We start from the raw sequence: 22,585 nt of genomic DNA, 5'->3' as shown, positions 1-22,585 counted from the left end.
AACTATATATGAGACGTTCCGCCTCGCACCCATTCTCACAAGCAGTGACTCGATACAGAGCTTAAACTTACTCTTAAACCCAAATTTATGTCTAGCACTTTTATCAATAATCAAACGGTTTTGAAGGAGGACAGATGTGCGACCTTTGTAATTAAAAATAGGCGGTATATTGTGTAAGCAAACGATATGATTATAACTAACAGATAAACTTTTAAGATAACATTCCGCTTGTATACGCCCTATTAGTGATCCAGAAAAGTAAACAGCATTTACTTCGTCAAAAATGTCATCGGATTCAAGCTGCTCATTAAGGATGAATAATATTCTCATATTATGAGGACTACTTTTAACTATTTCTTTAAGTAGTACGGCCCCCCCACCCGTGTGGATGTTTGGCGCATAAATAATAATTTTCATCATAGACTCTTAGCTGCTTACACTGGCAGTGAAAATCAATAGCACCAACATGGTTGAGTAAGTAGCGCTTGTTATCCCATGTGTGGTGCTAAAGATAAGATCACTTTACGGCTTTTAGCTTGAAGTATACCTCTTCAAAGCCTCCTATGTAACCACGAAGGAATCTTTCAAACAGGTTTTGCACCCCTCCGCTACAGTTTACTATTTTATCGACAGCGAACCCTATTTTCCTCATTCTCTTTGATGTAGTGGGCTTACCATTTCTTTCCCCTTGATACAGGCAATAGTGAAGACGCACTTCTTCTTCTCGACTTGCTTCGTCCCAATGAATAAAAGAGCGTGAACAATACCCATTTATACGCTGGTTCTGACCGTCTACTTTCACACGAGTGCATTCCATATGTGAGCTAATGGGGCTAAAGTTTTGTAATTGTTATTTACTCACTACTACCATTGACTTCATAATTAATTACTTGTAGCACTGAACATAGATCCATTTTTCATGTTTTGAATCTGAGAAAGATGGTCTGATTTCGTATTCAATATCCTTAAACCCTATCTCAAGTAGATCTCTAACTAATTCTTGTGGGTCTGTAATTTGAACATCATGGTCGGAATTCGTACCACTAGCATTGTATGAATTCTCATAATAGGAACTGAGCTTATTGCCGTTACTGTCAAACAAACTGTCCCCAGCGCCCATTTGAAAGCTGAATAACGCTCCCTCTTTCATAACTCGATATATGTCTTTAAAGATACTTGACCGTATGTCGTGAACTGGAATATGTTGCAGGGCAATAGTTGATAGAACGAAGTCATAGTACTCTGAAGGCACCTCCTCAATGTTGATACCACTGCAACAGTAAAAATTACTGCCGGATTCATCAAACCGAGATTTACAGTGCTCGATATTCGCCTCAGATATATCAACACCATCAACCTCACTCCATCCTGAGACTTTTTTCAAGTTATGGATGTTCCGACCTTTACCACACGCAAAGTCCAACGCCTTTTTTCCATCCCAGTACGCCGTGTTATCTGCAACATTTCTAAGTAAAATCTCCCAGTAGTCGGGGTTCTCATTGTGCTCCGGGTGATCTGATGTTCCTCTGGCATAGGCAGCTTTCTGCATTGCTGTGTAACGATTTACGCCATACTTCCATTGATTATGTAAGATTTTTAAAGCTAGTGTGGTTTTTCTCATATAATTAAGCATATTTTCTGCCTTCGCTCAAAATTGATAATTAAATAATTATTTTCATATTGACAAATAAAAATTATATTATCTGTAAAAAGATAAATCTTTAGATTGCCTATAAAATAACATATAGACTCTATCTTATTTTTTAAGAAACTCAAATACCAATAACTTAGTATCATAAACATTATCACTTAGATGAAAATCATTTTTGTCACTTACATAAAAACAAAATATTCATCACAAAAAATAGACACGTAGACAACATGACTGAAATGTCATAAATTCAATTAGGTAGTATGTTAAATTCAATTAATTAAATAAGGTGATATGGATCTATTTATTATTAACAACACTCTGATAAGGTAGACAAACGCCTATATTGTTCACAATGAATTTTAATATGAATATTTCTTATTCAAAACATACATTAAAACTAGCTCTTTGCTTGGTTATAGTTCTTGTTTTATGTTTATATAAAGGCTACAAACAAGAAGGTCGGATATATATAAGATTTGATGTGGGAGATAAGGATAACGTAGATACTTCTAATATATATGCCGACTTAAACATAGATAGGATATTGACATCTCCAAATCAGCTCAGCAGCCAACTTTTTTCTGGTAGTGGTATTACCCCTAGCTATCAATTTTATCGATATCCAGATTATGAAATGTCATATTTATTAGAAATAAGAAAACTAACAAGTGAACAGTTTTTAGAAGTTGTAAAAAATATAAATGAAATCTTGTACAATTATTTTGATAGATATCTAAATCTATGTAGAAAAAATCCAAGTAACGATTTCTGCAAAAAAAACCATGCAAAATACAAAAATCAAGACTTAGATATCATAATCATAAAGCATAAATTTTATTCTTATACTATGTTTGATTTTTTAAAATCTATTATCTCCGGCCTTTTAATCTTCCTTTTAATTCCATTAGTTTTTCATAAAAAAACTGGAAAATAGTTCATGTATCTACCATTATTATCAGTTCTAGTTATTATATTTGCTTATGATTTATTACATATAAGCAACACTCGATCTTACATATTTATTTTTATTATTATCATTGTAATAACTTGGTTTTTCAGAGATCATAATAGTGATTATTTGGCATATCTAGAATTTTACAACTTAGTACAGTCAAGCAGCATCGAGGATGTCTTCGAACTATCAAAAGCAAGAGATTTTGAACTAGGCTTTGTTGCTCTTATCAGCTTTCTTGCTAGCTTTTTACCTTCTCCAGAATTAGCAATGCTTATTGTTACATCCTCAGTCTTATTTGTTTATTTTTACATCTTTCATTGCGATAGGGAATTATTTCTTCAATTTTTAATGTTATATATATCAAGCTACTTTATATTTAATGAAATGGTTCAAATCAGACAAGGAATAGGGGCTTGTTTGATAATTGCTTCCTTATATTTTTATTCTAAATCAAATATGTTTTTTTATTTATTTCCATTGGGTTCATTTTTTCATATTTCATCTATTACAGGAATTATCGCAATCCCCTTGAAAGCAATTGACAATAGATATATATATATATATGGAGTATTGGTGTCATTAATATTTGGTTTTTTTATTGGCTCTGATATAATAATTAATTTTTCTTCTAATTTTTTTGAAGTACCAGAAAAAATTAGTAGCTACCAAAAAAGTGTCTATAGCTTAGATATAAGTATAATAGAACTAAGGAACATAAAGTCTTTACTAATTTGTTTATTCATTTTTCTTTATTGGAAAGAACTTAACTTAGATAATACTTCATCACTTTTTTGCAAATCTTATATTATAGGAGTTGCAATTAGTTATTTATTTTCTGATTTTTATATCTTATCAATCAGATTATCTCAAGGTTTTATGTTTCTTGAAGTTTTTATGATACCATTAATCCTCAGGTGTACCATATCGAACAAGAGATTTAGGAGCCTTGCTACCTTTGGCATAAGCCTTGTGTTCTTGTACAAGAACACTCCCCCCATGACCTAAAGTTACTGTCATCCTGTAAATACCTTTGTAAATAACGGAGGAAAGTTTGAAAATACTAGCACACAGAGGGCTGTGGACAAAGCCTGAACAGAAAAACACGCGGGAAGCATTCGTTGAGGCGTTGAAGCACGGGTTTGGAATAGAAACTGATGTCCGAGATTACTTAGGTGAGCTTGTCATTAGCCATGATATTGCAAACAAAGGGTCAATCGGGTTTTCAGATTTCCTCTCTATCGTTAAAACTCACTTTAGGGATGCCCCTCTCGCAATAAATGTAAAAGCAGATGGTTTGCAGAATGAATTTATCGGAACAGAAATCAACAAGTTTCAACATTTTTACTTTGACATGTCTATACCAGACGCACTCATTTATTCTAGACATTCATTAAACTTCTATACCCGTCACTCCGATATAGAGCCGGCTCCGAACCTGTTATCTCAGTCCGCTGGAGTATGGATGGACAATTTTTCTTCTAACACTCTCGATACAGCAACCATGAATAAATTCTTGAGCATCGATAAGAATATCGCATTAGTATCACCCGAGTTGCATGGCTATGACTACGAAAGATATTGGGTTGCGCTTAAAGAGTTTATTCTTTGCAATGACAAATACACAGATAAAATCTCTCTGTGTACAGACTACCCTCAACAAGCACAGGAGTTTTTTAATGAGTAGTCGTATAAAAGCAATCATTTTTGATATGGACGGTGTACTAATTGATGCTAAAGATTGGCACTACGAAGCTTTAAATAAATCTCTTGCTATTTTTGGCCTAACAATTAGTAGACATGAACACTTGGTAACATTTGATGGTCTTTCTACTGGGCAAAAATTAAACATGTTATCAAAAACTTATGTCTTGCCAGACTCTCTTCATGGTTTTATCAATAAAATGAAACAACAGTATACGATGGATATTACACACCAGTTATGTAAACCAGTATTCCATCATCAGTATGCCCTATCAAAATTCAAAGAAGAGGGGTATGGACTTGCTGTCGCTTCTAACTCTATCAGAAATACAGTTAAGACCATGATGGAGAAATCTTGCCTCATTGAGTACCTTGATTTCTATCTTTCAAACCAAGATGTTAAACAAGGAAAGCCAGACCCTGAAATCTATAACCTAGCTATTTCTAAACTAGGTCTCAAGCCCCAAGAATGTGTAATTATCGAAGACAATGAAAATGGCTTAAGGGCAGCAAATGCCTCGGGGGCACATGTACTAAAAGTAGAAACTATTCATGACGTCACATATGACAACATCAAATCATTTATAATGGAGGCAGAATGTAATGCTTAACGTACTCATTCCTCTTTCAGGTAAAAATTCCTTTGAAGTTAGTAATCTTAACTCTTTCCCTCGTATACTTACTGAAGTAGAAGGCAAACTGCTTATTGAACGGGCGGCACAGCCCTTTAAGCAACTAAGTATGGATAAAAGCATTACTGTCGCGGTCCCCAAACAAGAAGCTGAAAAATATCAACTTGAAAAAGTAGTTACACTACTAGGTAGTGACTTTCAAACTTGCATCATCAATGGAAATACTCAAGGTGCTGCATGCTCTGCGTTACTCGCAATTGAAACATTTGAACTGGATGAACCACTTATTATTGCTAGCTTCGAGCAAGTAATGGACTTTGACATATCAAGTTTAATTCAAGACTTTATTGATGAAGGCGTTGATGCTGGCGTGCTAACATTTGAAGCTATTCATCCAAAGTGGTCTTATGTCAAAACAAATAAACAGGGCTACGTTACCCAAGCAGCCGAAAAAATGCCAATAAGTAAGCAAGCGATTGCAGGTCTTTATTACTACAAAACAGCCCATTCGTTTGTCGAAGCCGCAAAGTCCATGATTCAAAAAGACGTAAAAACAAATGGAAGCTTCTATATATCCCCTACTTTAAACGAAATTATACTCAACAAAGGTATAGTTAAGTCCTTATCTATTGATAAAAATAAATATTTCCACATTAGCGATGAACACGCACTTGAATCATTTGAAGTGCGAATATCTGAGGAGAGGGATAACCTTAAAGCACGCCTAGTTGAAAGAACAAAGAATTATGTTGAAGCTTTCAACAACAAAAAAATCAGTGAAGTTGGAGAGTTTTTTTCTCTAAACTTTGTTTTAGAAGATCCCGCTATACGCTGCGAAGGAAGAGATAACGTCATAGATTATATCGAAGCTATATTTAATTCTCATGACACTTTATCCTTCTGTGCCTTGAACATATTTATCACTGACAACCTCGAAAGTATTATTGAATTCAAACTGACCCTTGGTGATAAAACACTAGTAGGTACAGACGTAATTCGATGGGACAATGATCTAAATATGATAAGTATGAATGCTTACCTATATGAGAAAACAGATGGATAAACATAAATTAGACGATTTCTTAAGAGGTTGGTTCGTAGGAGGATTCGAGCCATCACTTTACAGAACAACCGATGTAGAGGTAGCGGTTCAGCATTTCAGCAAAGGCGATAAGGAACGCGCACATTTTCACAAGATTGCAACTGAAATTACTGTCATAGTTTCAGGGAAAGCTAGAATGAATGGTCATATTCTGACTTCTGGAGATATTCTTCGTATTTCACCAGGAGAGGTTACAGACTTTGAAGCACTGGAAGATACTATAACAACAGTAGTTAAGCTGCCAGGAGCTCTCAATGATAAGTATTTGGAGGAGAAATGTTAAATATTGTTGTACCCATGGCGGGAAGAGGAAGTCGTTTTCTAGATGCTGGATTTACAGATCCTAAGCCATTGATAAATATAAATGGCAAACATATGATTCAGCTGGTTATAAACAACCTAAAACCTACTAAACCACACAAATTCATATTTGTATGTCAAAACTCGCATATCAGAGAGTTTAATCTTGAGAGTGTGTTTGCTAACGCCTGTGAAAGTTATGAAATAGTCGGTATAGACGGTATTACTGAAGGAGCAGCAATCACCGTACTAAAAGCCAGAGAGCTTTTTGAAGGCGATGATCAGCTAATGATTGCAAACTCAGATCAATGGATCGACGTGGATATAAATAAGTATTTAGCAGATATAGATAGACGACAACTTGATGGAAGCATAATGACTATGAAAGCAAGTGACCCAAAATGGTCATATGCTAAGCTGGATAATAGTGGAATCGTGACGGAAGTCGTTGAGAAAGTTGTTGTTTCTGATGAGGCAACAGTTGGTATCTACAACTTTACAAAAGGCTCTGATTTTTGCAAGTACGCTGATTCTATGGTTAAGAATAATTTGAGAAGTAACGGTGAATTCTACGTTGCTCCTGTGTATACATTGATGGCCAATGATGGTGCACAAGTTGGAATATTCAATATAGGTGAGGAGGCAAATGGGATGTATGGTCTTGGCATTCCAAGCGATCTGAACTTGTTTTTATCGAGCCCTGTTCTGGCTAAAGCAACGAACTTTTAGCTGGTCGTACTATGTTAGATTTAACATCCCAACCTGAAATGGCAGCCTAATCAAAGGCTGCTTGAAATATCTATCTTCTTCTATAACACAAAATTCAATATTACCGCCTTGTTTAGAAACTGATGTTACCTATTGCACTATTCGAATGATTCTTAGACTAGAACTTATAGTGGTTAGATTCTCGTGATACATTACCATTTTGAACTCGTAGTATATAATCGCAAATAGACAGGGATGATTCTCTATGAGCTATCATTATTATGGTCTTGTCAGCTTTTATTGAAGAGAGATTCTTTATAAGATTTTGTTCCGTGACTCTATCAAGAGCGCTAGTGGCTTCATCCAGAATTAAGAGCTCAGGATTACCAATTAAAGCGCGAGCGAAACCAATACGCTGTCTTTGCCCTCCTGATAAGTTGCTCCCCCCTTCTCCAACGTTAGTCATTAGTCCTCTGTCTAAAGTGTGGATCGTCGACTCTAGTGACGCGGATTTCAGTATCTTCTGAACCTGATCATCCAAATTTTTACGATAAAATGTAATATTACTATTAATATTTTCATCTACAAGATAGATTTCTTGGGGTACGTAACCTATCTGGCGCCAATAACTGTTTTTTGCTGACACAATAGGTACACCATTAATTAGTACCTCACCAGAAGAAGGCCTCACCAAGCCGAGTAGCAAATTTATCAAAGTACTTTTACCCGAGCCAGTTTCTCCAACTATACCAATAATAGCACCTTGCTTTATTTCAAAATTTACATTATCTAATATTCTATGGCCGCCATCATACTCAAAACAAACATTCTTAAATTCGATAGACTCAAAACTTCCAATATTGGTCGTATCTTGGTATTTCTCTGTTTTCTGATTAGATAGAGCTGTAAGATAATTGAAAATTGATGGCCTAGAATATGCAAGTGCCTGAATATGAGAAATAATTTTATTTGTTGAAGGTAAAACTTTTATCATAGTTGCTAAAAACACTCCCAACTCAACCAAGATATCTTGTACAGCATTTCCCGAGGCGTATGATATAAAAGCGATCAAAAACACACACAATACCGCAACTACCTCCAATACGAATTTAGGCACTGTATTATATGTCAGACCTTTGGCAATAGATTTAGCACTCACATCACAGTGTGTTTTAAAACGTTCTTCAATGTATGAAGTTCGATCGTAGATTAACACTTCTCTAATACAAGAAAAAGTTTGCTGGATATTCTTTACTATACTTCCATCTGATGATATCTGTAGTTTAGCTAAAGTCTTTAATCTTTTTGCATTGAAGGTAGCGATTAAAAAACCGATAATCAGAAATAAACTTGCCGATAGTACAAATCCGTACGGATTAAGATATAGAAGGAACACTACCAAGAATGATAGTGGAATTACTTCAGCCAATAGTACTAAACAAGGCATAATAAATCGTGCTTCTATTGCATTACATTCAGTCGTCAGGTTGCGTAAATAATCGCCTGAGTTATTGTTAAGATGGTATATGAAGTCTTTTTCCAAATAACCTTTGAATAATATAGCCTGATATTGGGCCTTTGCATCAGCTACAAATTTATATGAAAGGTTGTATACAAATAATCCAAAGAACCCTTTAACTATGAATAGAAAAATAACAAGAAAAACAAGGTAACATATGGTTTGTTTATAGGACAACATTGATAGGCCAACCAAAGCATTCCAATCTTTGACTCTATCTGGGTCAAGCACGGACCCCAAAAGAGGAATTAGAGATGCTATTGACGCAACCTCTAAAACACCAGCAATACCCAAAAGAGGTATAATTAAAAACAGTTTATTTAATTGCTCTTTTGGAAGAAGCCTGACTAGATTTATATAACTTCTCATAAATTTTATCGCAGCATTTCATCAGTCTGTGTGATAATATCGATAGATACATTCTTTGATTCTTTAAAAGAATATTCATAACCATTCGCTAAAGAAATTATAATAGCTTTTATTTCCTTTACATTTTCAATATCAGCAGATACATGACCATTATCTCTCAATAAAGAAGAAAGCTCTAAACTATTAGTCAATCCTAATATAGGGTTTTTGATATTGATGTAATCGTATGTTTTGTAGGGAATAGTAGCTTGGCTTCTCTCATCATTGTGTTGTACCAAAAGAGAAATATCTTTAGTTGCTGCAAAAGCAACAGCCTCCTCTCTTGGCAAAATGGGAAGCTGTTCAATGTAGTTTCTTGAGAGATGGTGCTCTTTCATTTCGCCATAGATATCACCAAGATTGGTGATTTTAATTAAGTTTTTATCAATTTTAGCTTCTTCTATGAGCTCATCAATCGCTTGAATCAAACTATATAGATTGCGCGATGAATATAAAGTGCCAAGATGTATTAACTCAATTTTATCACCATTATCCCGGTGCCTTGGTTCTAATTTAAACTTCTTAGAGCCCGGGTAGATCGCCACAATTTTTTCCATGTGGCTGGGATATCGATTTTGAGATTCCGCTGCTGCTTGCTTAGTCACAAATACTACTTTATCGGATATTTTAACTATATATTTCTCCAATAAACCTAACATTCTTGCTGAATTAGGAGTTCTACCAATTTCCTCTCCACAAAGCGGATCTTGCAATTCACATATTAGTCGTCCCCTAAGTAAGATTTTTACAAGTAAACCGGTTATATGTGCTGAAACCGGGCCACCAGTAGTAAACGTTGTTTTACAGCGGTAAAATAACTTAAGAGGTGTACTAACAAAGAGTGAACTCAGAACCCAAGACAATTTACTCCCACCTAGACCAGATGTAAGCATTTTTTGTAAAATATCAAGGAAGATGCCAACTGTAAAAACAAAGGGTAGTGCAACTAATAATTTTACATAAGGTATCTTTTGTTTATCTGCTTTCAACTGATAATATTCAGTTTTAAGGTCGGTCCATGACAATGATGGGACTCTATAGTGCTTGACCCCCTGGGAGTCATATTTTTTAGAAATTATAGAGGATATGAGTATAACCTCTCTATCCAACTTGTTCATGGCATCTATCTTATCATCGGCCCACTCAGCTGGACAGCACCCCTTTACTCCCTGAAAATATGAAATAAAAAGTATAGGGGATTTATTATTCTTGGTGTCTTTCTTCATAGGTATAGCACTTAAATATGTATTCCAAGCTTTGATAGAAGCGTTAACAACTTCTTTCCTGAGTTTTTTAAAAAAGGGGATTTGTTGGTTATAGACCTTACAAAAGTATTAGTTCGGATCCCAGAGCCCAAAACAACACCCTTTTGTAGCCTATCACTGAAACTTAAGCACAGCTGAAATCCATTTCTTACATAATATTGCAACGCAATATCAAAACGATTTAAAGCAGTTTGACTAGAAGAAATAGCAGCGTTATCTGTTCCAAGCTTCTCGCCATATTCTGGAAGACTTCCCCATAAAGACTTGTCATTTATAGGGTGAGGTGGTACATAAGTAGATATGCCTAGATATTTTTGTAAAGCGTAGGAGAAATGTATATCTTCCCCTGCGATCTTACTTGCATTGCTCGGCGGCAACTCGCTCCAAAATGCTGCAAGCCACTCTCGCTTGAAAAACCATGCATGGCCTACAATGTCCACTTGTTGAGTTTCCTCATTAGAATCACCCTTACCCCATCCATATGATTCAAAGGGATGATAACGCTTGGAACTTAAAAATCTCAATCCCCTAGTGCCGAGAAGGCCTTCATGTGTTTCCATAGTTTGTAGGCAATTCTCAAACCATCTATTACCCGGAATTGTGTCATCATCAAATACACAAATATAATCCGCATCTATATTTAGCGCATAAGCAAACCGAGCCCACACGCCCAAATTTTCAGAACATTCAGCAATAATACATTGGTGTTTTATTTCATCTGGAAGACTTTCACCAAAGTTATGCCAAAGGTATATTTTATCTGGCTTGATTGTCTGGCCTTCAATCGCTTCTACTTGAAGTGGTAGGTATTGAGTTCTCTTAAATGCATTTAGCACAACAGCAATTCTGGGAGAATTGTTTTCTACCATTTGATTTTGTGTCCTTTAGAAAAAATGTTCTTAGTTTTTGATGCTAGATTACCATTCATAGAATGATATTGGCGGGTATTGTTATCCAATGAGAACAAATCGTTTATAGATGTCCCCACATCTAAGAAAGTAATATCTTGACGAATCTTTGACAACTCTAACCCCACTACATTACTGAGTGAAGATGCAGACGAGAGGACGAGGGATCCTTCTTCAATCATCTCAAGTCGAGAGATAAGGCTCTCCTTTACCGCTCGATAAGAGTTGAAAAAGTTATCAGGTATGTCGATAAGTTCAGCATCACTCAGACAGCCTGTAAGTCTCGATCGATAGTTTGCTACTACATATATGGAAGAATAATTAGAGAAGAGCGGTACCACCGTGTCACGATACTTTAGGTAGTTCGAATTCAAAAATAGATCTGAAAAACTCATCTCTTCAGTATACCCACCGTTAAGACGCAACATAAACTCTCTATCAATCAATGCATTGTTATGGGAGGTTGGAATACCTTTTATGAAGTTCTCAGCTCTATACATTGCAGATTCCAAAAGATCTTTTCTGATGTGAGTATGAATTTTCGGATCAAATAGTTTCTTATCAAAATCTGGAAATACATTGTCAAATATACGACCTCTAAATACTGTCTTTCCATTATTAATTTCTAAGTACCTATTTCTTAAAATTTCTATTTCTCCATCACTAAACCTAATAAAGGTAAAGGGCTTATGTTTCTTTAGAAGTTCAGCTATATGTTCTAGCTTTTCGCTGGCTTTAGGAGTATTCATAGAATTAACCCAATGTCCCTCTATCTGATAAATCTATGTTATACTTTTTCTGTAAAATATCTATTTCTTTAGGCCATTCATTAGTACACCATTTGCCTTTGGAAATAGCTGTCGCAATATGGGGAAAATGCACATTAGTAGTAAGGTACTTACCTACCTTTATATTTCCTTTCACTGCAGAGAATACAAAATTACATTCCGTTGCAGTTTGCTCTAAAGCATAAATATCGCATTCAAAACCACTTAAAAATTCAATAATTTCTTTCTTTTTCATTAGCGATGGTTGAATAGAGAATGAGTAACCACCATAGTTTTTAACTAAGTTTGGGAAACTTACATGATTTTCTTTTTTGTCTACATAACTAGTATCAACAAGTTTTATATAAAACTCATTGGAATGGGAAATATAGTGCAGCATTGTGTTAAGGAAAATTTCATCTAACTTACCAATCAGAGGCATATCTTCATGTACAAAATATATGGTTTCGAATTTGTCATCTATAAGAGAAAATACATCAGATAGCCTTTTTGTATATTTATCATCATTATTATAAAATAACGGGGTAACGCTTTGACATATCTCTATAGAGTCTAATGCCTGATAAGAAACATCACTTTTATCAGTAACTAAGTATATTTTCTTACAGGTTTCAGGCAAGTTTTCAATAGCCTGCCCTATTGCCATCTCCCAACAGTCAGAAAATGACGAGTGGGAATAGATAACATAGCAAAAATCTACAGGATTAATCACATGTCCTTTTTTCTCTGATTGGAAATCCTTAATATCTAGAAAACGTATACTCTCTCTCAGCCCTTTTGATAGACAAAAGTATTTTAACATTGCATGGATATTCAATCCCACATAGTTAGGAAATATGACATTAGAAGGCTCAGTTGGGAGTATGCTATTTTCACCTGAAACTATAGGTCTCTCTTTATAAGCAATGAATTTCCCTCGAAGGCCAAAGGTTTTATTATATAACTTTGTGCCCTGAGACAACTTTACAAGTCCATTTAAAACTATATCAGCTGTTTTATTTAGATAACCATTTAATCTACCAACCATCGCTGGCTTAGATTTTCTTGGTAACGATATAGGCCATCCCTCACAAGTAAAACTCTTAAAATAATCATTGCGACCTGCCAAACAGTCAACAATAAAAGAGCTATATCCCTCAAACTCACTTGCTAGTTTCTTGTTAGTTAAAAACCACATATCTGCATAACCTTCATCAACCTCACTGAAGTACGACAGATAGAAGTAATTTTTGGGCAAAGCTTTATCTATGTTTACAATATTAACTTCTTTACTCCCTGTACATCCTTGATCCCATCGAGTTGCTAATACCCATTCATCATCTGAAACTTTCTCTTCACTCAGTAGTTCAATAGCCTTACTTCTCGACGTTGTATTGCCTATAAGCTGCTGAGGTGAGTTTCTCGCCCACGTAGAACGGTACCTAACTAACCCCTTTTCAAATTTATTCGCAGGGCGGATTAGAGGTCCATAGGCACCAATAAAGCAAGGTTGTTTTTCGGATACAATGTGAGGTGAACCATAAACCTTTTTGATCAATTCCGTAAACTCTGGGTTCCACGAATGCGCGAATACTCGCACCTCTTTTACTTTGGGTAAGCTTCTTTGTAGGTTAATAAAACCCTGCCAAAAAGAGTATAAGTTTGAGGAATTATCTCGGCAAACATGCCCCGATATGCAGATATTGATTTTTTCCATTTAAGCCATCATTGAGTCGTTTAGTATGTGGAGAACACTACAAGTGTTTTAGTCTTTGTAAGATCATTTTACATGCGTTGCCATCACCATACGGGTTGTGAGCTTGAGTCATACTGGTGTATAAAGAGATATCGTCAAGCAACCCGGAGACACTATCGACTATAGTTTTAGTGTCAGTTCCAACTAAAGCTACAGTGCCAGCAGAAACAGCTTCTGGCCGTTCTGTCGTCTCTCGCATAACAAGAACGGGCTTGCCTAAGGATGGCGCTTCCTCTTGTATTCCACCAGAGTCAGTCAAGATAATATGTGATTGGGTCATCAAGTAAACAAATGGTAAATAATCCTGGGGTGAGATCAAGTGTATGTTGTCTACTCCAGACAATGTTTTCTCTACAACAACTTTAACATTGGGGTTTAAATGCACTGGATATACTATTTGCACATCAGTTGGGTACAGCTTCGCAATCTCAATGATAGCATTACAAATCCGATCAAACCCACCGCCAAAACTTTCTCTGCGGTGCCCAGTGACAAGAATGGTCTTCTTTTCATCACTTAAAAATGGAAACCTTTTTCTCATGTTACTTGATAAATTTAGATCGCATTCAATTTTGTTCTTTACCCAAAGCAAAGCATCTATGACGGTATTTCCTGTGACTTCAATCTTTGCCTCATCGACACTCTCACTGATCAAATTATCTTTTGCTGACTGAGTCGGGGCGAAGTGCAATTCAGCAAGAGAACCCGTGACCTTTCGGTTACCCTCTTCTGGCCAAGGAGATAAAATATTACCCGTCCTCAAACCAGCCTCAATATGGCCTATTGGAATTGTTTGGTAGTAAGCAGCGAGAGATGCAGAAAGTGTCGTTGAGGTATCACCGTGTACTAAAACAATATCAGGTTTAAACTCACTCAATATGGGTTTTAGAGCCAATAATATTTGCGTTGTTATATCATAGAGATCTTGACCAGGATTCATGATATCCAAATCGTAATCTGGTTTTATTTCAAAAAGTTCAAGCACTTGGTCTAGCATTTGACGGTGTTGAGCGGTAACGCAAACTCTTGACTCAAACTGTGATTCATCTGATAACGCATGAATCAAAGGAGCCATCTTAATTGCTTCTGGCCTAGTTCCAAAAACAGAAAGAACCTTTTTCATGTATCAGCCCCTACTCTTGATCCTATCGTTAAAATGAATCCCATAAAAATCCCTCACTGATTCTACGACGTATTCTTGCTCTGACACTGTTATCCCATGAAAAATAGGCAGTCTAATTAACCTTTCGCTTTCTCTAGTTGTAAATCTGTCGATTCCATGAAATTGACTGAATGCTTGGCCTGCTTTCGATGAATGTAAAGGCACATAATGAAATACAGCAGTAATTCCCTTATCTTTGAGGAATGAGATTAGATGCTCTCTTTCAGCAACATCTCGAACCTTGATATAAAACATATGGGCATTATGTTTATGCTTATCCTTATGTTTAGCGAGGCTAATCAAGCCTAACCTTTCTAGTGAGAATAACCCTTTATAGTAGTAATCCCAAGCAGCTAGCCTAGCATCATTAATTAGAGCTATATTATCAAGCTGTCCCCATAAGTAGGCAGCTTGAATATCAGACATGAGGTAGCTACTCCCAATATCGACCCAACTATACTTATCCACCATACCACGAAAAAATAAATTACGATTTGTCCCTTTTTCCCTGATTATTTCAGATCTTTCAACAAGATTCGGGGAATTTATAATCAACATTCCCCCTTCGCCACCACTTGTATAGTTTTTTGTTTCGTGAAAACTATAAGCTCCCAAATGGCCAATACTACCCAATGGACGCCCCTTATATGTAGACATAACACCCTGAGCAGCATCCTCTATGACGTAAAGTTGATGTCGCTCTGCAATGTCCATAATAGTGTCCATTTCACAAGCTACTCCAGCATAGTGTACAGGGACAATCGCTACTGTTTTATCAGTAATCGCTTCTTCTATCAGTGACTCATCGATATTCATGTCATCAGCTTTGATATCCACAAAGACTATTTTTGCTCCTCTTAGAACAAAAGCATTAGCTGTACTGACAAATGTGTAACTAGGCATGATTACCTCGTCACCTGGCTGAACATTGATCAAGATCGCAGTCATCTCAAGAGCATGTGTACACGATGGCGTCAGTAATACCTTTTCACAACCAATGTGATCTTCGAACCATTCATGGCACATTTGGGAATACTTTCCATCGCCAGACATCCTCTGACTTTTCATCGAATCAAGAACATACTGATCTTCATCACCAGTATATGTAGGCTTAAAAAAGTCAATCATCTGCTCTACTCTGTAAGAACTGCTTTTCCAAAAGTTGTATATTGCGATACCTTTCTTTCACTCTCTTGCCGGGTATACCTGTGTATATCCCCCACGCTTTGGTACTTTTACTAATCAAAGTCATAGCGCCTATGGCACAGCCTTCCGCTAATACAACACCGGGAAGAACTGTCGAATTTGCCCCAACTATAACATGTTTTTCAAACAGCAACGCTGCAAACTTTTCCTGCTTGTACTCTTTGGGAATGAGAGAATTTGTCATAGATTGGCCGCTGTAGTCGTCAGACTGTGCAAAAGCTTTGACTCCATACGCAAGAGTCACGAAATCCTTTAATTGAATTCCAGGGTGACCACCAGCTAACAAGCACATAGGAGTAATATGGCAAAACCTTCCGATACTGACTTTTCCTGATAGAATACAGAAGTCATCTATCCTAGAAAAATCTCCAATTTCAATCTCCTGATGATCATAAATGGCAGCCAACCGACTTACCTTGACATCTCGACCAAGATACTTGAAGCCCATGCCGACAAGTTCTTTCCTCGAATAATAAGACATTAATCAACCTTCAAAAGTGTAGATAAATAGGCACCATAGTGAGTTTTGGACAACTCATTCGCCCTTTTCAGTAACTTCTCTTGATCGAGCCAGCCATTCCTCCAGGATATTTCTTCCAAACACGCAATCTTAAAACCTTGACGTTTTTCAATAGTCTCTACGAACGTCGAAGCTTCTAATAAGCTATCATGCGTACCTGTATCAAGCCAAGCAAACCCTCGGCCTAGTAACTCTACCGATAGTTTGCCGTTACGCAAATATTCATTGTTTATACATGTAATTTCTAGCTCACCACGAGAAGAAGGCACTACTGATTTCGCGATGTTAACAACATCATTGTCGTAAAAATATAATCCAGTGACTGCAAAATCAGATTTGGGTTTACTTGGTTTTTCTTCAATTGACCTTACCCGCATTTTAGAATCAAACTCAACCACACCGAAACGTTCGGGGTCTTTGACTTTATAGCCAAACACAGTAGCACCATTTTGTTTACTCACAGCATTAACCAGTTTGGGTGAAAAACCTTGTCCCCAAAAAATATTATCACCTAATACCAAACAGACACGGCTATCACCAATAAAGTGTTCGCCAATTACAAAAGCCTGCGCTAGACCTTCTGGTTTGGGCTGAACTTCGTAACTAATATTTATTCCATAGTTACTTCCATCACCAAGCAAACGCCTGAAACTCTCATTATCCTGAGGCGTTGTAATTATGAGGATATCCCTAATACCAGCCAGCATTAGTGTTGAAATAGGAAAAAAAATCATTGGCTTATCATAAACGGGGAGTAGCTGCTTGGATACGCCCTGAGTAAGAGGATAAAGCCGACTTCCGGATCCACCCGCAAGCACAATTCCCTTCATTAATCTATTCTCCATATCCTAAACGTTCAAGGTTGTAGGTTTCATCGAGAACTTTCGTCCACCATATCTTATTGTTGAGGTACCACTCTATTGTTTTTCTGATACCTGACTCAAAAGTCTCTTGGGGACGCCACCCAAGTTCACGTTCTATTTTACTGGCATCAATAGCATACCTAGAATCATGGCCTGGACGATCCCTTACAAAGGTAATTAATTCGTTATAGGAATGTATACCTTTAGGCTTATTAGGGACCAGATCTTCGAGGATTGCACAAATTGTTTTAACCACCTCTAAGTTGGTTTTCTCATTGTGCCCACCAATATTGTAGGTTTCTCCAACAATACCTTCTGTTATAACCTTGTATAATGCTCGGGCATGGTCTTCAACAAATAGCCAATCTCGAACTTGCATCCCATCTCCATATAGAGGTAAGGGCTTACCAGCCAGAGAATTAAGAATCACAAGAGGAATTAGCTTCTCTGGGAAGTGGTAAGGACCATAATTGTTCGAACAGTTAGTGACTAGCGTTGGTAGATCAAAAGTTCGCATCCACGCCCGCACCAAATGATCGCTCGAAGCTTTGGATGCAGAGTAAGGACTAGAAGGTTCGTAGCACGTTTCTTCCGTAAAACATTCACTGCTATGATCGAGGTCCCCGTATACTTCGTCGGTCGAGATATGATGAAAACGAAAAGACGACTTTCGTTTTGATTCTAAGCCACTCCAATATTTACGGGCAGCCTCTAGCAAAGTGTATGTACCAAGGATATTTGTCTCTATAAAAACAGCAGGACCATCAATAGATCTGTCTACATGCGATTCGGCAGCTAAATGCATGACTGCGTCGGGCTGATGTTTCTCAAATATTCGTAGAACCTCTTTCTTATCACATATATCCGCATGTTCGAACCTATAACGCGAATGATCGGAGACTTTAGAAAGGGACTCCAAGTTGCCCGCATATGTTAATTTGTCTAAATTAACTACTTCGTCATTAGTATCTTCAATGATGTAGCGAATAACAGCTGAACCAATAAACCCCGCACCTCCTGTTACCAAGATTTTCATTTGTCTTATCCCCAGATTTTCTAGCCTATCAAACTAATCTCGTCACACCGAAAGCACCATTTACTTTCTGGTTGGTATTATTTTGCATAAAATTTTAAAGCGAATAATACATGAAAGGCTATTTAGAAGCGATCTTTGTTATCCCCCCCCACACACGCACTTCCGTACACAATTTATGTCTACACTAGTTTTCCATAGCAAGATAAATGACTTTCTATTAAACATGAGTCGAAGCGTGTTATACTCCCGACGGTTTTTGTTAAAAGGGATTATCAATGATAATTGTAACCGGCGGAGCTGGCATGATTGGCAGCAACATAGTAAAAGCACTTAATGGCAAAGGTATTAACGATATCTTAGTTGTCGACAACTTAAAAGACGGAAAAAAGTTTCAAAACATAGTCGACCTTGATATCGCCGATTACATGGACCGTGATGATTTCCTAGCTCAAGTCATGGCTGGTGATGACTTCGACACCATCGAAGCTATTTTCCACGAAGGCGCATGCTCTGCAACTACAGAGTGGGATGGCAAATACATGATGCTCAACAACTATGAATATTCAAAAGAGCTGCTCCACTATTGCCTTGAGCGTGAAATCCCCTTTCTATACGCTTCTTCTGCGGCCACCTACGGTGAAACCGATAAATTCATTGAAGAAAAAGAATATGAAGGGGCGCTTAACGTCTATGGCTATTCTAAACAGCTATTTGATAATTATGTTCGTCGCATTTGGCGAGATGCGGAAAAGCACGGAGAGAAGCTATCCCAAGTCACAGGCTTTCGCTACTTCAACGTTTATGGCCCTCGTGAACAACATAAAGGCTCCATGGCTTCAGTGGCCTTCCACTTAAATAATCAAATGAACGCTGGTGAAAATCCGAAATTGTTTGCAGGTAGCGAAAAATTCAAACGTGATTTCGTTTATGTAGGTGACGTTGCAGCAGTTAACCTTTGGTTTATGACAAGTGGTGTTTCAGGCATTTTCAATTTAGGCTCTGGTAACGCTGAGTCTTTTGAGGAAGTCGCCAAAGCAGTAATCAAGTACCACGGACAAGGCACTATTGAAACTATCCCGTTTCCCGAGCACTTAAAAGGTGCATATCAAGAATATACTGAAGCCAATTTGACTAAACTCCGTTTAGCTGGCTGTAAACATACTTTCAAAACAGTGGCAGAAGGTGTTGCTGAGTACATGTCCCTGATAAACTGATATCCTTTTATTAAGGACGGTAACTTAATTGTGAGCAAATCTTCAATTCTACATATTTGCCTTTCCCAAGGTTGGGGGGGGCTTGAGATGTATCCAATAAGGATAGGCTCAGAGTTTTTAAAACGTGGTTATCGAGTATATGGTTTGTGTATCAAAGGGACCAGAGTAGCCAAAGGCATGCAGGAGAGTGGCATTGAAACCTTTGAGATTAATAGCAAAAAGTCTCTATTTTCAAATCAATTCCTTCTCTTGAGCCGTTGGCTCAAAGAGCGGGACGTTCGTATAATACATAGTCATAAATCTGGAGATGTACTTATCTCTGCATTACTAGATTTGCTCTCCAAACGATACTCTTTTTTCACTGAACACATGGGAGTGACCAAACCGAAAAAAGACATCTTTCATCAGTGGGTTTATTCTCACTTATACCGAGTTTTCTCAATCAGTAACGAAACGTATCGTCGCAACCTAAAAGCTCTGCCTGTTGAGGCTAATAAGATAAACCAACTGTGGTTAGGCACCGATGTACCGTTGCAGTCATTACTATCCACATTTGATATTTCCGAGATAAAGAATGAACTTAACATTCCCGAGGATAGTGTTGTAATTGGTAATGTGGGTAGAATTTGCGCAGGTAAAGGGCAAGCTGAACTGCTTGAGGCGTTTTCTAAGATCAGCACTCTTTTTTCCAATAGCCACCTTTTGCTCGTTGGTGGAATGAATGTATCTGAAGGCTCTGAAAACGACTTTGTTGCATCTATCAAAAAGAGAATTAAAGAACTTAATCTCAATAACCGTGTCCACCTAGCTGGATTTAGAACAGATGCTGTGCGTATGCTTAGTGTTATGGATATCGTATGCTTACCGAACCATAACGAAGCTTTTGGCCTTACTGCCATTGAAGCTATGGCGGCAAAAAAGGCCATTGTCGGTGCAAACACAGGTTCTCTACCAGAGGTCTTAGGTAACGCAGCATTACTTTGTGATCCTTTTGACCCCAATAATATCTCACAAAAAATTGAACAATACCTGACATCATCAGAGTTAATACAAACAAAATCCACTCTCGCATATCAAAGAGCTCTCGAGCTGTTTTCTATGGATAAACACATTACCAACTTAGAAACTCATTACACCGAAGCATATGAACTTACAAAATTTCAAAGTAAACAATGAAAAACTAGCAGCTTTGTCTGTATTCTTAGTTTTAAGTTTACTACTAATAACTAAAAACTTCTCTGTTGCTGTTGTTAGCATATTATTATTAGTATCATTATATTCTACTATAAAAGCAAAAAACTCTATAACATGGGATAGAGGAGATGTACTTGTCATTATATGTTTGAGTGCTTATTTTTTATCAAACATCCCACTATTTATCATTGATGAGTGGAATTTTAGATATTTCAAAGGCGCGTCGCGAATTATATTATGTATCCCTATATATTTTTACCTTAAATATTTAGTAGCCACACATAAGGTTTATCATAAGCCATTAATTTTTGGCACTATTTTTGGTTCTCTAGGTGCATTTATTATCGCCTATTACCAGTTTGGTATAAAAGGAATGTTACGAGTTGATGGTTTTTTATTTAGCATAAATTTTGGATACTTGGCTTGCGCTCTATCAGTTCTATCTCTTTTCCTTATAAAGTTTGGAATGCATCGCTTTTTCCTACTAATAAGCTTTGCTCTTGCATCTTCAGCAACTTTTATGTCATTGACGCGAGGGGCAATAATAATAATTCCTATAGCACTGCTCACCTTTATCGCTCTTGAATATAAGAGGGTTGGTATCAAAACAGTACTAGCGATAGCATTATTATCAATAGGTGTCATTATGACAATATATAATAATGTCGACTCTTTCAAAGAAAGAGTCGAATTTTCAGTACAAGAGGCTGAAAACATTATCAGAGGAAATATAACAGCAGCTGAATCATCAGGGGGGCGGTTAATGCTCTGGAAAGCAGCAACTGAAGCTTTTAAAGCCAACCCTTGGATTGGCCTAACGTATTCTCAACGTGATGAACTCAATAAAGAGTTAGAAGCAAAGCAGGTAGTCAATACATGGACTACAACCGTTCAAAGGGGGCATGCCCACAGTCAATACTTTGAACAGTTGGCATCAGGAGGTATCCTCGGGCTTATTGCACTAACCTGTATGCTTCTTATTCCATTTGTTTATTTTTTCCGACACAGGAATCGATCCAACGCTGCGTACGTGGGTGTATTTTTCGTAATGGCGATTTCTATATGTTGCCTAACTGAGGTCCCCTTACAACAAAACCTTATCAGCACATTCTATGGCTTTATGCTAGCTTTATTCTTTGCTGTAACACAACAAGAAATTAAAAATCATAAAGAGGCGGGCAATGGTCAGATTAGCTCTCAGGGTTAGAAATAGATTCAAAATCAGAGGAACTCACTCCATCTCTATTGACCCAACAGCTAAGCTAAGAGGATGTAAAATAGTAATAAAAGGAAAAAATAATAAATTACATATTGGAGCCAATGTTAGATTAAGGAACTGTGAGCTTGAACTTGATGGAAACAGCTGCACCTTGCTTATTGGTGATAGCACTGTGATTGGCCACAATTCTTATATATCTTCACGAGAAAGCAATACTGAACTTATCATCGGAGAGGGAAGCATGCTCTCTCGAAATGTGAAGATAATGACAAGCGATGGCCATGATATAATTCGAGGTGGCCAGAGAATTAGTGGTGTCTGGCTTGCAGACAACGTCACCATATTAAAAGGCGTTAATATTGGAGAGCACTCTGTTGTTGGGATAAATTCAACGGTAACTAAATCCATAGGCTCTGATGTTATCGCTGTCGGCAACCCTGCCAAAGTAGTGCACAATGAAGTATCATGGCGAAATGAACTTACTTACTGATTGACT

General features: G+C 37.1%; 23 protein-coding genes. 11 read left to right on the top strand and 12 right to left on the bottom strand.

Features of this window, described 5'->3' with window-relative positions; genetic code table 11:
* Positions 1-517 precede the first annotated feature (517 nt).
* Positions 518-802: a hypothetical protein gene (locus tag DPF90_RS08635; protein ID WP_114785931.1), complete on the bottom strand. Its 285-nt coding sequence runs from the start codon at positions 800-802 to the stop codon at positions 518-520.
* A gap of 84 nt (positions 803-886) precedes the next feature.
* On the bottom strand, positions 887-1,633 hold the full coding sequence (locus DPF90_RS08630; protein WP_114785930.1) for a class I SAM-dependent methyltransferase: 747 nt from the start codon (positions 1,631-1,633) through the stop codon (positions 887-889).
* 385 nt (positions 1,634-2,018) lie between these two features.
* Between DPF90_RS08630 and DPF90_RS08625 the strand changes: the two genes are divergently transcribed.
* From DPF90_RS08625 to DPF90_RS08595, 7 genes are read left to right on the top strand one after another with little or no spacing between them, the layout of a single operon-like run.
* Positions 2,019-2,588 (top strand): FIG domain-containing protein, encoded by a 570-nt coding sequence (locus DPF90_RS08625; RefSeq protein WP_114785929.1) that lies wholly within the window; start codon positions 2,019-2,021, stop codon positions 2,586-2,588.
* Positions 2,589-2,591: 3 nt separating this feature from the next.
* Entirely contained in the window at positions 2,592-3,614 is a 1,023-nt protein-coding gene (locus DPF90_RS20600; protein ID WP_114785928.1) for an EpsG family protein, read from the top strand.
* A 46-nt stretch (positions 3,615-3,660) separates the two neighbouring features.
* Positions 3,661-4,293, top strand: coding sequence for a PI-PLC domain-containing protein (locus tag DPF90_RS08615; protein ID WP_114785927.1), 633 nt, complete (start codon positions 3,661-3,663; stop codon positions 4,291-4,293).
* Entirely contained in the window at positions 4,286-4,921 is a 636-nt protein-coding gene (locus DPF90_RS08610; protein ID WP_114785926.1) for an HAD family hydrolase, read from the top strand. Before DPF90_RS08615 ends, DPF90_RS08610 begins: the two co-directional genes overlap by 8 nt.
* The gene (locus DPF90_RS08605) at positions 4,914-6,005 is read left to right on the top strand and encodes a nuclear transport factor 2 family protein (protein ID WP_114785925.1); all 1,092 of its coding nucleotides are present in this window, start codon (positions 4,914-4,916) and stop codon (positions 6,003-6,005) included. The genes DPF90_RS08610 and DPF90_RS08605 overlap by 8 nt, the downstream gene beginning before the upstream one ends.
* Entirely contained in the window at positions 5,998-6,327 is a 330-nt protein-coding gene (locus tag DPF90_RS08600; protein WP_114785924.1) for a cupin domain-containing protein, read from the top strand. The genes DPF90_RS08605 and DPF90_RS08600 overlap by 8 nt, the downstream gene beginning before the upstream one ends.
* Positions 6,321-7,073: a glycosyltransferase family 2 protein gene (locus DPF90_RS08595; RefSeq protein ID WP_114785923.1), complete on the top strand. Its 753-nt coding sequence runs from the start codon at positions 6,321-6,323 to the stop codon at positions 7,071-7,073. Before DPF90_RS08600 ends, DPF90_RS08595 begins: the two co-directional genes overlap by 7 nt.
* A 157-nt stretch (positions 7,074-7,230) precedes the next feature.
* Here the strand turns inward: DPF90_RS08595 and DPF90_RS08590 are convergent, their stop codons facing one another.
* From DPF90_RS08590 to rfbB, 10 genes are read right to left on the bottom strand one after another with little or no spacing between them, the layout of a single operon-like run.
* Positions 7,231-8,940 carry an ABC transporter ATP-binding protein gene (locus DPF90_RS08590; RefSeq protein ID WP_114785922.1) on the bottom strand — a complete coding sequence of 570 codons (1,710 nt, stop codon included), beginning with the start codon at positions 8,938-8,940 and terminating at the stop codon, positions 7,231-7,233.
* A gap of 5 nt (positions 8,941-8,945) precedes the next feature.
* The gene (locus tag DPF90_RS08585; protein ID WP_114785921.1) at positions 8,946-10,205 is read right to left on the bottom strand and encodes a glycosyltransferase family protein; all 1,260 of its coding nucleotides are present in this window, start codon (positions 10,203-10,205) and stop codon (positions 8,946-8,948) included.
* A gap of 11 nt (positions 10,206-10,216) precedes the next feature.
* Positions 10,217-11,113, bottom strand: a complete 897-nt coding sequence (locus tag DPF90_RS08580) for a glycosyltransferase family 2 protein (RefSeq protein WP_114785920.1) — start codon at positions 11,111-11,113, stop codon at positions 10,217-10,219.
* Positions 11,107-11,901, bottom strand: coding sequence for a hypothetical protein (locus DPF90_RS08575; RefSeq protein WP_114785919.1), 795 nt, complete (start codon positions 11,899-11,901; stop codon positions 11,107-11,109). The genes DPF90_RS08580 and DPF90_RS08575 overlap by 7 nt, the downstream gene beginning before the upstream one ends.
* A 4-nt stretch (positions 11,902-11,905) precedes the next feature.
* Positions 11,906-13,636, bottom strand: coding sequence for a hypothetical protein (locus DPF90_RS08570; protein ID WP_114785918.1), 1,731 nt, complete (start codon positions 13,634-13,636; stop codon positions 11,906-11,908).
* Between the two features lie 37 nt (positions 13,637-13,673).
* Positions 13,674-14,798: a non-hydrolyzing UDP-N-acetylglucosamine 2-epimerase gene (gene wecB / locus DPF90_RS08565; RefSeq protein ID WP_114785917.1), complete on the bottom strand. Its 1,125-nt coding sequence runs from the start codon at positions 14,796-14,798 to the stop codon at positions 13,674-13,676.
* A gap of 3 nt (positions 14,799-14,801) precedes the next feature.
* The gene (gene rffA / locus DPF90_RS08560) at positions 14,802-15,965 is read right to left on the bottom strand and encodes a dTDP-4-amino-4,6-dideoxygalactose transaminase (RefSeq protein WP_114785916.1); all 1,164 of its coding nucleotides are present in this window, start codon (positions 15,963-15,965) and stop codon (positions 14,802-14,804) included.
* Entirely contained in the window at positions 15,958-16,524 is a 567-nt protein-coding gene (locus tag DPF90_RS08555; protein WP_114785915.1) for an acyltransferase, read from the bottom strand. Before DPF90_RS08555 ends, rffA begins: the two co-directional genes overlap by 8 nt.
* Positions 16,524-17,393 (bottom strand): glucose-1-phosphate thymidylyltransferase RfbA, encoded by an 870-nt coding sequence (gene rfbA, locus DPF90_RS08550; protein ID WP_114785914.1) that lies wholly within the window; start codon positions 17,391-17,393, stop codon positions 16,524-16,526. Before rfbA ends, DPF90_RS08555 begins: the two co-directional genes overlap by 1 nt.
* A 4-nt stretch (positions 17,394-17,397) precedes the next feature.
* Complete coding sequence (gene rfbB, locus DPF90_RS08545; protein ID WP_114785913.1) at positions 17,398-18,462, bottom strand: dTDP-glucose 4,6-dehydratase; 1,065 nt, start codon at positions 18,460-18,462, stop codon at positions 17,398-17,400.
* Between the two features lie 275 nt (positions 18,463-18,737).
* Between rfbB and rfaD the strand changes: the two genes are divergently transcribed.
* Genes rfaD through DPF90_RS08525 form a run of 4 tightly spaced genes read left to right on the top strand, consistent with a single transcriptional unit; the run spans position 18,738 to position 22,579 of the window.
* Positions 18,738-19,676, top strand: coding sequence for an ADP-glyceromanno-heptose 6-epimerase (gene rfaD / locus DPF90_RS08540; protein WP_114785912.1), 939 nt, complete (start codon positions 18,738-18,740; stop codon positions 19,674-19,676).
* Between the two features lie 30 nt (positions 19,677-19,706).
* Complete coding sequence (locus DPF90_RS08535) at positions 19,707-20,852, top strand: glycosyltransferase family 4 protein (protein ID WP_338062871.1); 1,146 nt, start codon at positions 19,707-19,709, stop codon at positions 20,850-20,852.
* Entirely contained in the window at positions 20,821-22,077 is a 1,257-nt protein-coding gene (locus DPF90_RS08530; protein ID WP_114785910.1) for an O-antigen ligase family protein, read from the top strand. The genes DPF90_RS08535 and DPF90_RS08530 overlap by 32 nt, the downstream gene beginning before the upstream one ends.
* Positions 22,052-22,579 (top strand): acyltransferase, encoded by a 528-nt coding sequence (locus DPF90_RS08525; RefSeq protein ID WP_114785909.1) that lies wholly within the window; start codon positions 22,052-22,054, stop codon positions 22,577-22,579. Before DPF90_RS08530 ends, DPF90_RS08525 begins: the two co-directional genes overlap by 26 nt.
* The last annotated feature ends 6 nt before the right edge of the window (positions 22,580-22,585 follow it).

Origin of the sequence: Vibrio tetraodonis (assembly GCF_003350295.1) — a bacterium.
GTDB classification, from domain to species: domain Bacteria; phylum Pseudomonadota; class Gammaproteobacteria; order Enterobacterales; family Vibrionaceae; genus Vibrio; species Vibrio tetraodonis.
The sequence above is the reverse complement of the archived record's forward strand: the minus strand, read 5'-3'. Positions and strand labels throughout refer to the sequence as shown.

Excerpts from the sequence above, each read along its gene's own strand:
- DPF90_RS08630 (WP_114785930.1), bottom strand. The coding sequence starts at position 1,633 with ATGCTTAATTATATGAGAAAAACCACACTAGCTTTAAAAATCTTACAT.
- DPF90_RS08625 (WP_114785929.1), top strand. The coding sequence starts at position 2,019 with ATGAATATTTCTTATTCAAAACATACATTAAAACTAGCTCTTTGCTTG.
- DPF90_RS20600 (WP_114785928.1), top strand. The coding sequence starts at position 2,592 with ATGTATCTACCATTATTATCAGTTCTAGTTATTATATTTGCTTATGAT.
- DPF90_RS08610 (WP_114785926.1), top strand. The coding sequence starts at position 4,286 with ATGAGTAGTCGTATAAAAGCAATCATTTTTGATATGGACGGTGTACTA.
- DPF90_RS08605 (WP_114785925.1), top strand. The coding sequence starts at position 4,914 with ATGCTTAACGTACTCATTCCTCTTTCAGGTAAAAATTCCTTTGAAGTT.
- DPF90_RS08600 (WP_114785924.1), top strand. The coding sequence starts at position 5,998 with ATGGATAAACATAAATTAGACGATTTCTTAAGAGGTTGGTTCGTAGGA.
- DPF90_RS08595 (WP_114785923.1), top strand. The coding sequence starts at position 6,321 with ATGTTAAATATTGTTGTACCCATGGCGGGAAGAGGAAGTCGTTTTCTA.
- DPF90_RS08590 (WP_114785922.1), bottom strand. The coding sequence starts at position 8,940 with ATGAGAAGTTATATAAATCTAGTCAGGCTTCTTCCAAAAGAGCAATTA.
- DPF90_RS08585 (WP_114785921.1), bottom strand. The coding sequence starts at position 10,205 with ATGAAGAAAGACACCAAGAATAATAAATCCCCTATACTTTTTATTTCA.
- DPF90_RS08580 (WP_114785920.1), bottom strand. The coding sequence starts at position 11,113 with ATGGTAGAAAACAATTCTCCCAGAATTGCTGTTGTGCTAAATGCATTT.
- DPF90_RS08575 (WP_114785919.1), bottom strand. The coding sequence starts at position 11,901 with ATGAATACTCCTAAAGCCAGCGAAAAGCTAGAACATATAGCTGAACTT.
- DPF90_RS08570 (WP_114785918.1), bottom strand. The coding sequence starts at position 13,636 with ATGGAAAAAATCAATATCTGCATATCGGGGCATGTTTGCCGAGATAAT.
- wecB (WP_114785917.1), bottom strand. The coding sequence starts at position 14,798 with ATGAAAAAGGTTCTTTCTGTTTTTGGAACTAGGCCAGAAGCAATTAAG.
- rffA (WP_114785916.1), bottom strand. The coding sequence starts at position 15,965 with ATGATTGACTTTTTTAAGCCTACATATACTGGTGATGAAGATCAGTAT.
- DPF90_RS08555 (WP_114785915.1), bottom strand. The coding sequence starts at position 16,524 with ATGTCTTATTATTCGAGGAAAGAACTTGTCGGCATGGGCTTCAAGTAT.
- rfbA (WP_114785914.1), bottom strand. The coding sequence starts at position 17,393 with ATGAAGGGAATTGTGCTTGCGGGTGGATCCGGAAGTCGGCTTTATCCT.
- rfbB (WP_114785913.1), bottom strand. The coding sequence starts at position 18,462 with ATGAAAATCTTGGTAACAGGAGGTGCGGGGTTTATTGGTTCAGCTGTT.
- rfaD (WP_114785912.1), top strand. The coding sequence starts at position 18,738 with ATGATAATTGTAACCGGCGGAGCTGGCATGATTGGCAGCAACATAGTA.
- DPF90_RS08530 (WP_114785910.1), top strand. The coding sequence starts at position 20,821 with ATGAACTTACAAAATTTCAAAGTAAACAATGAAAAACTAGCAGCTTTG.
- DPF90_RS08525 (WP_114785909.1), top strand. The coding sequence starts at position 22,052 with ATGGTCAGATTAGCTCTCAGGGTTAGAAATAGATTCAAAATCAGAGGA.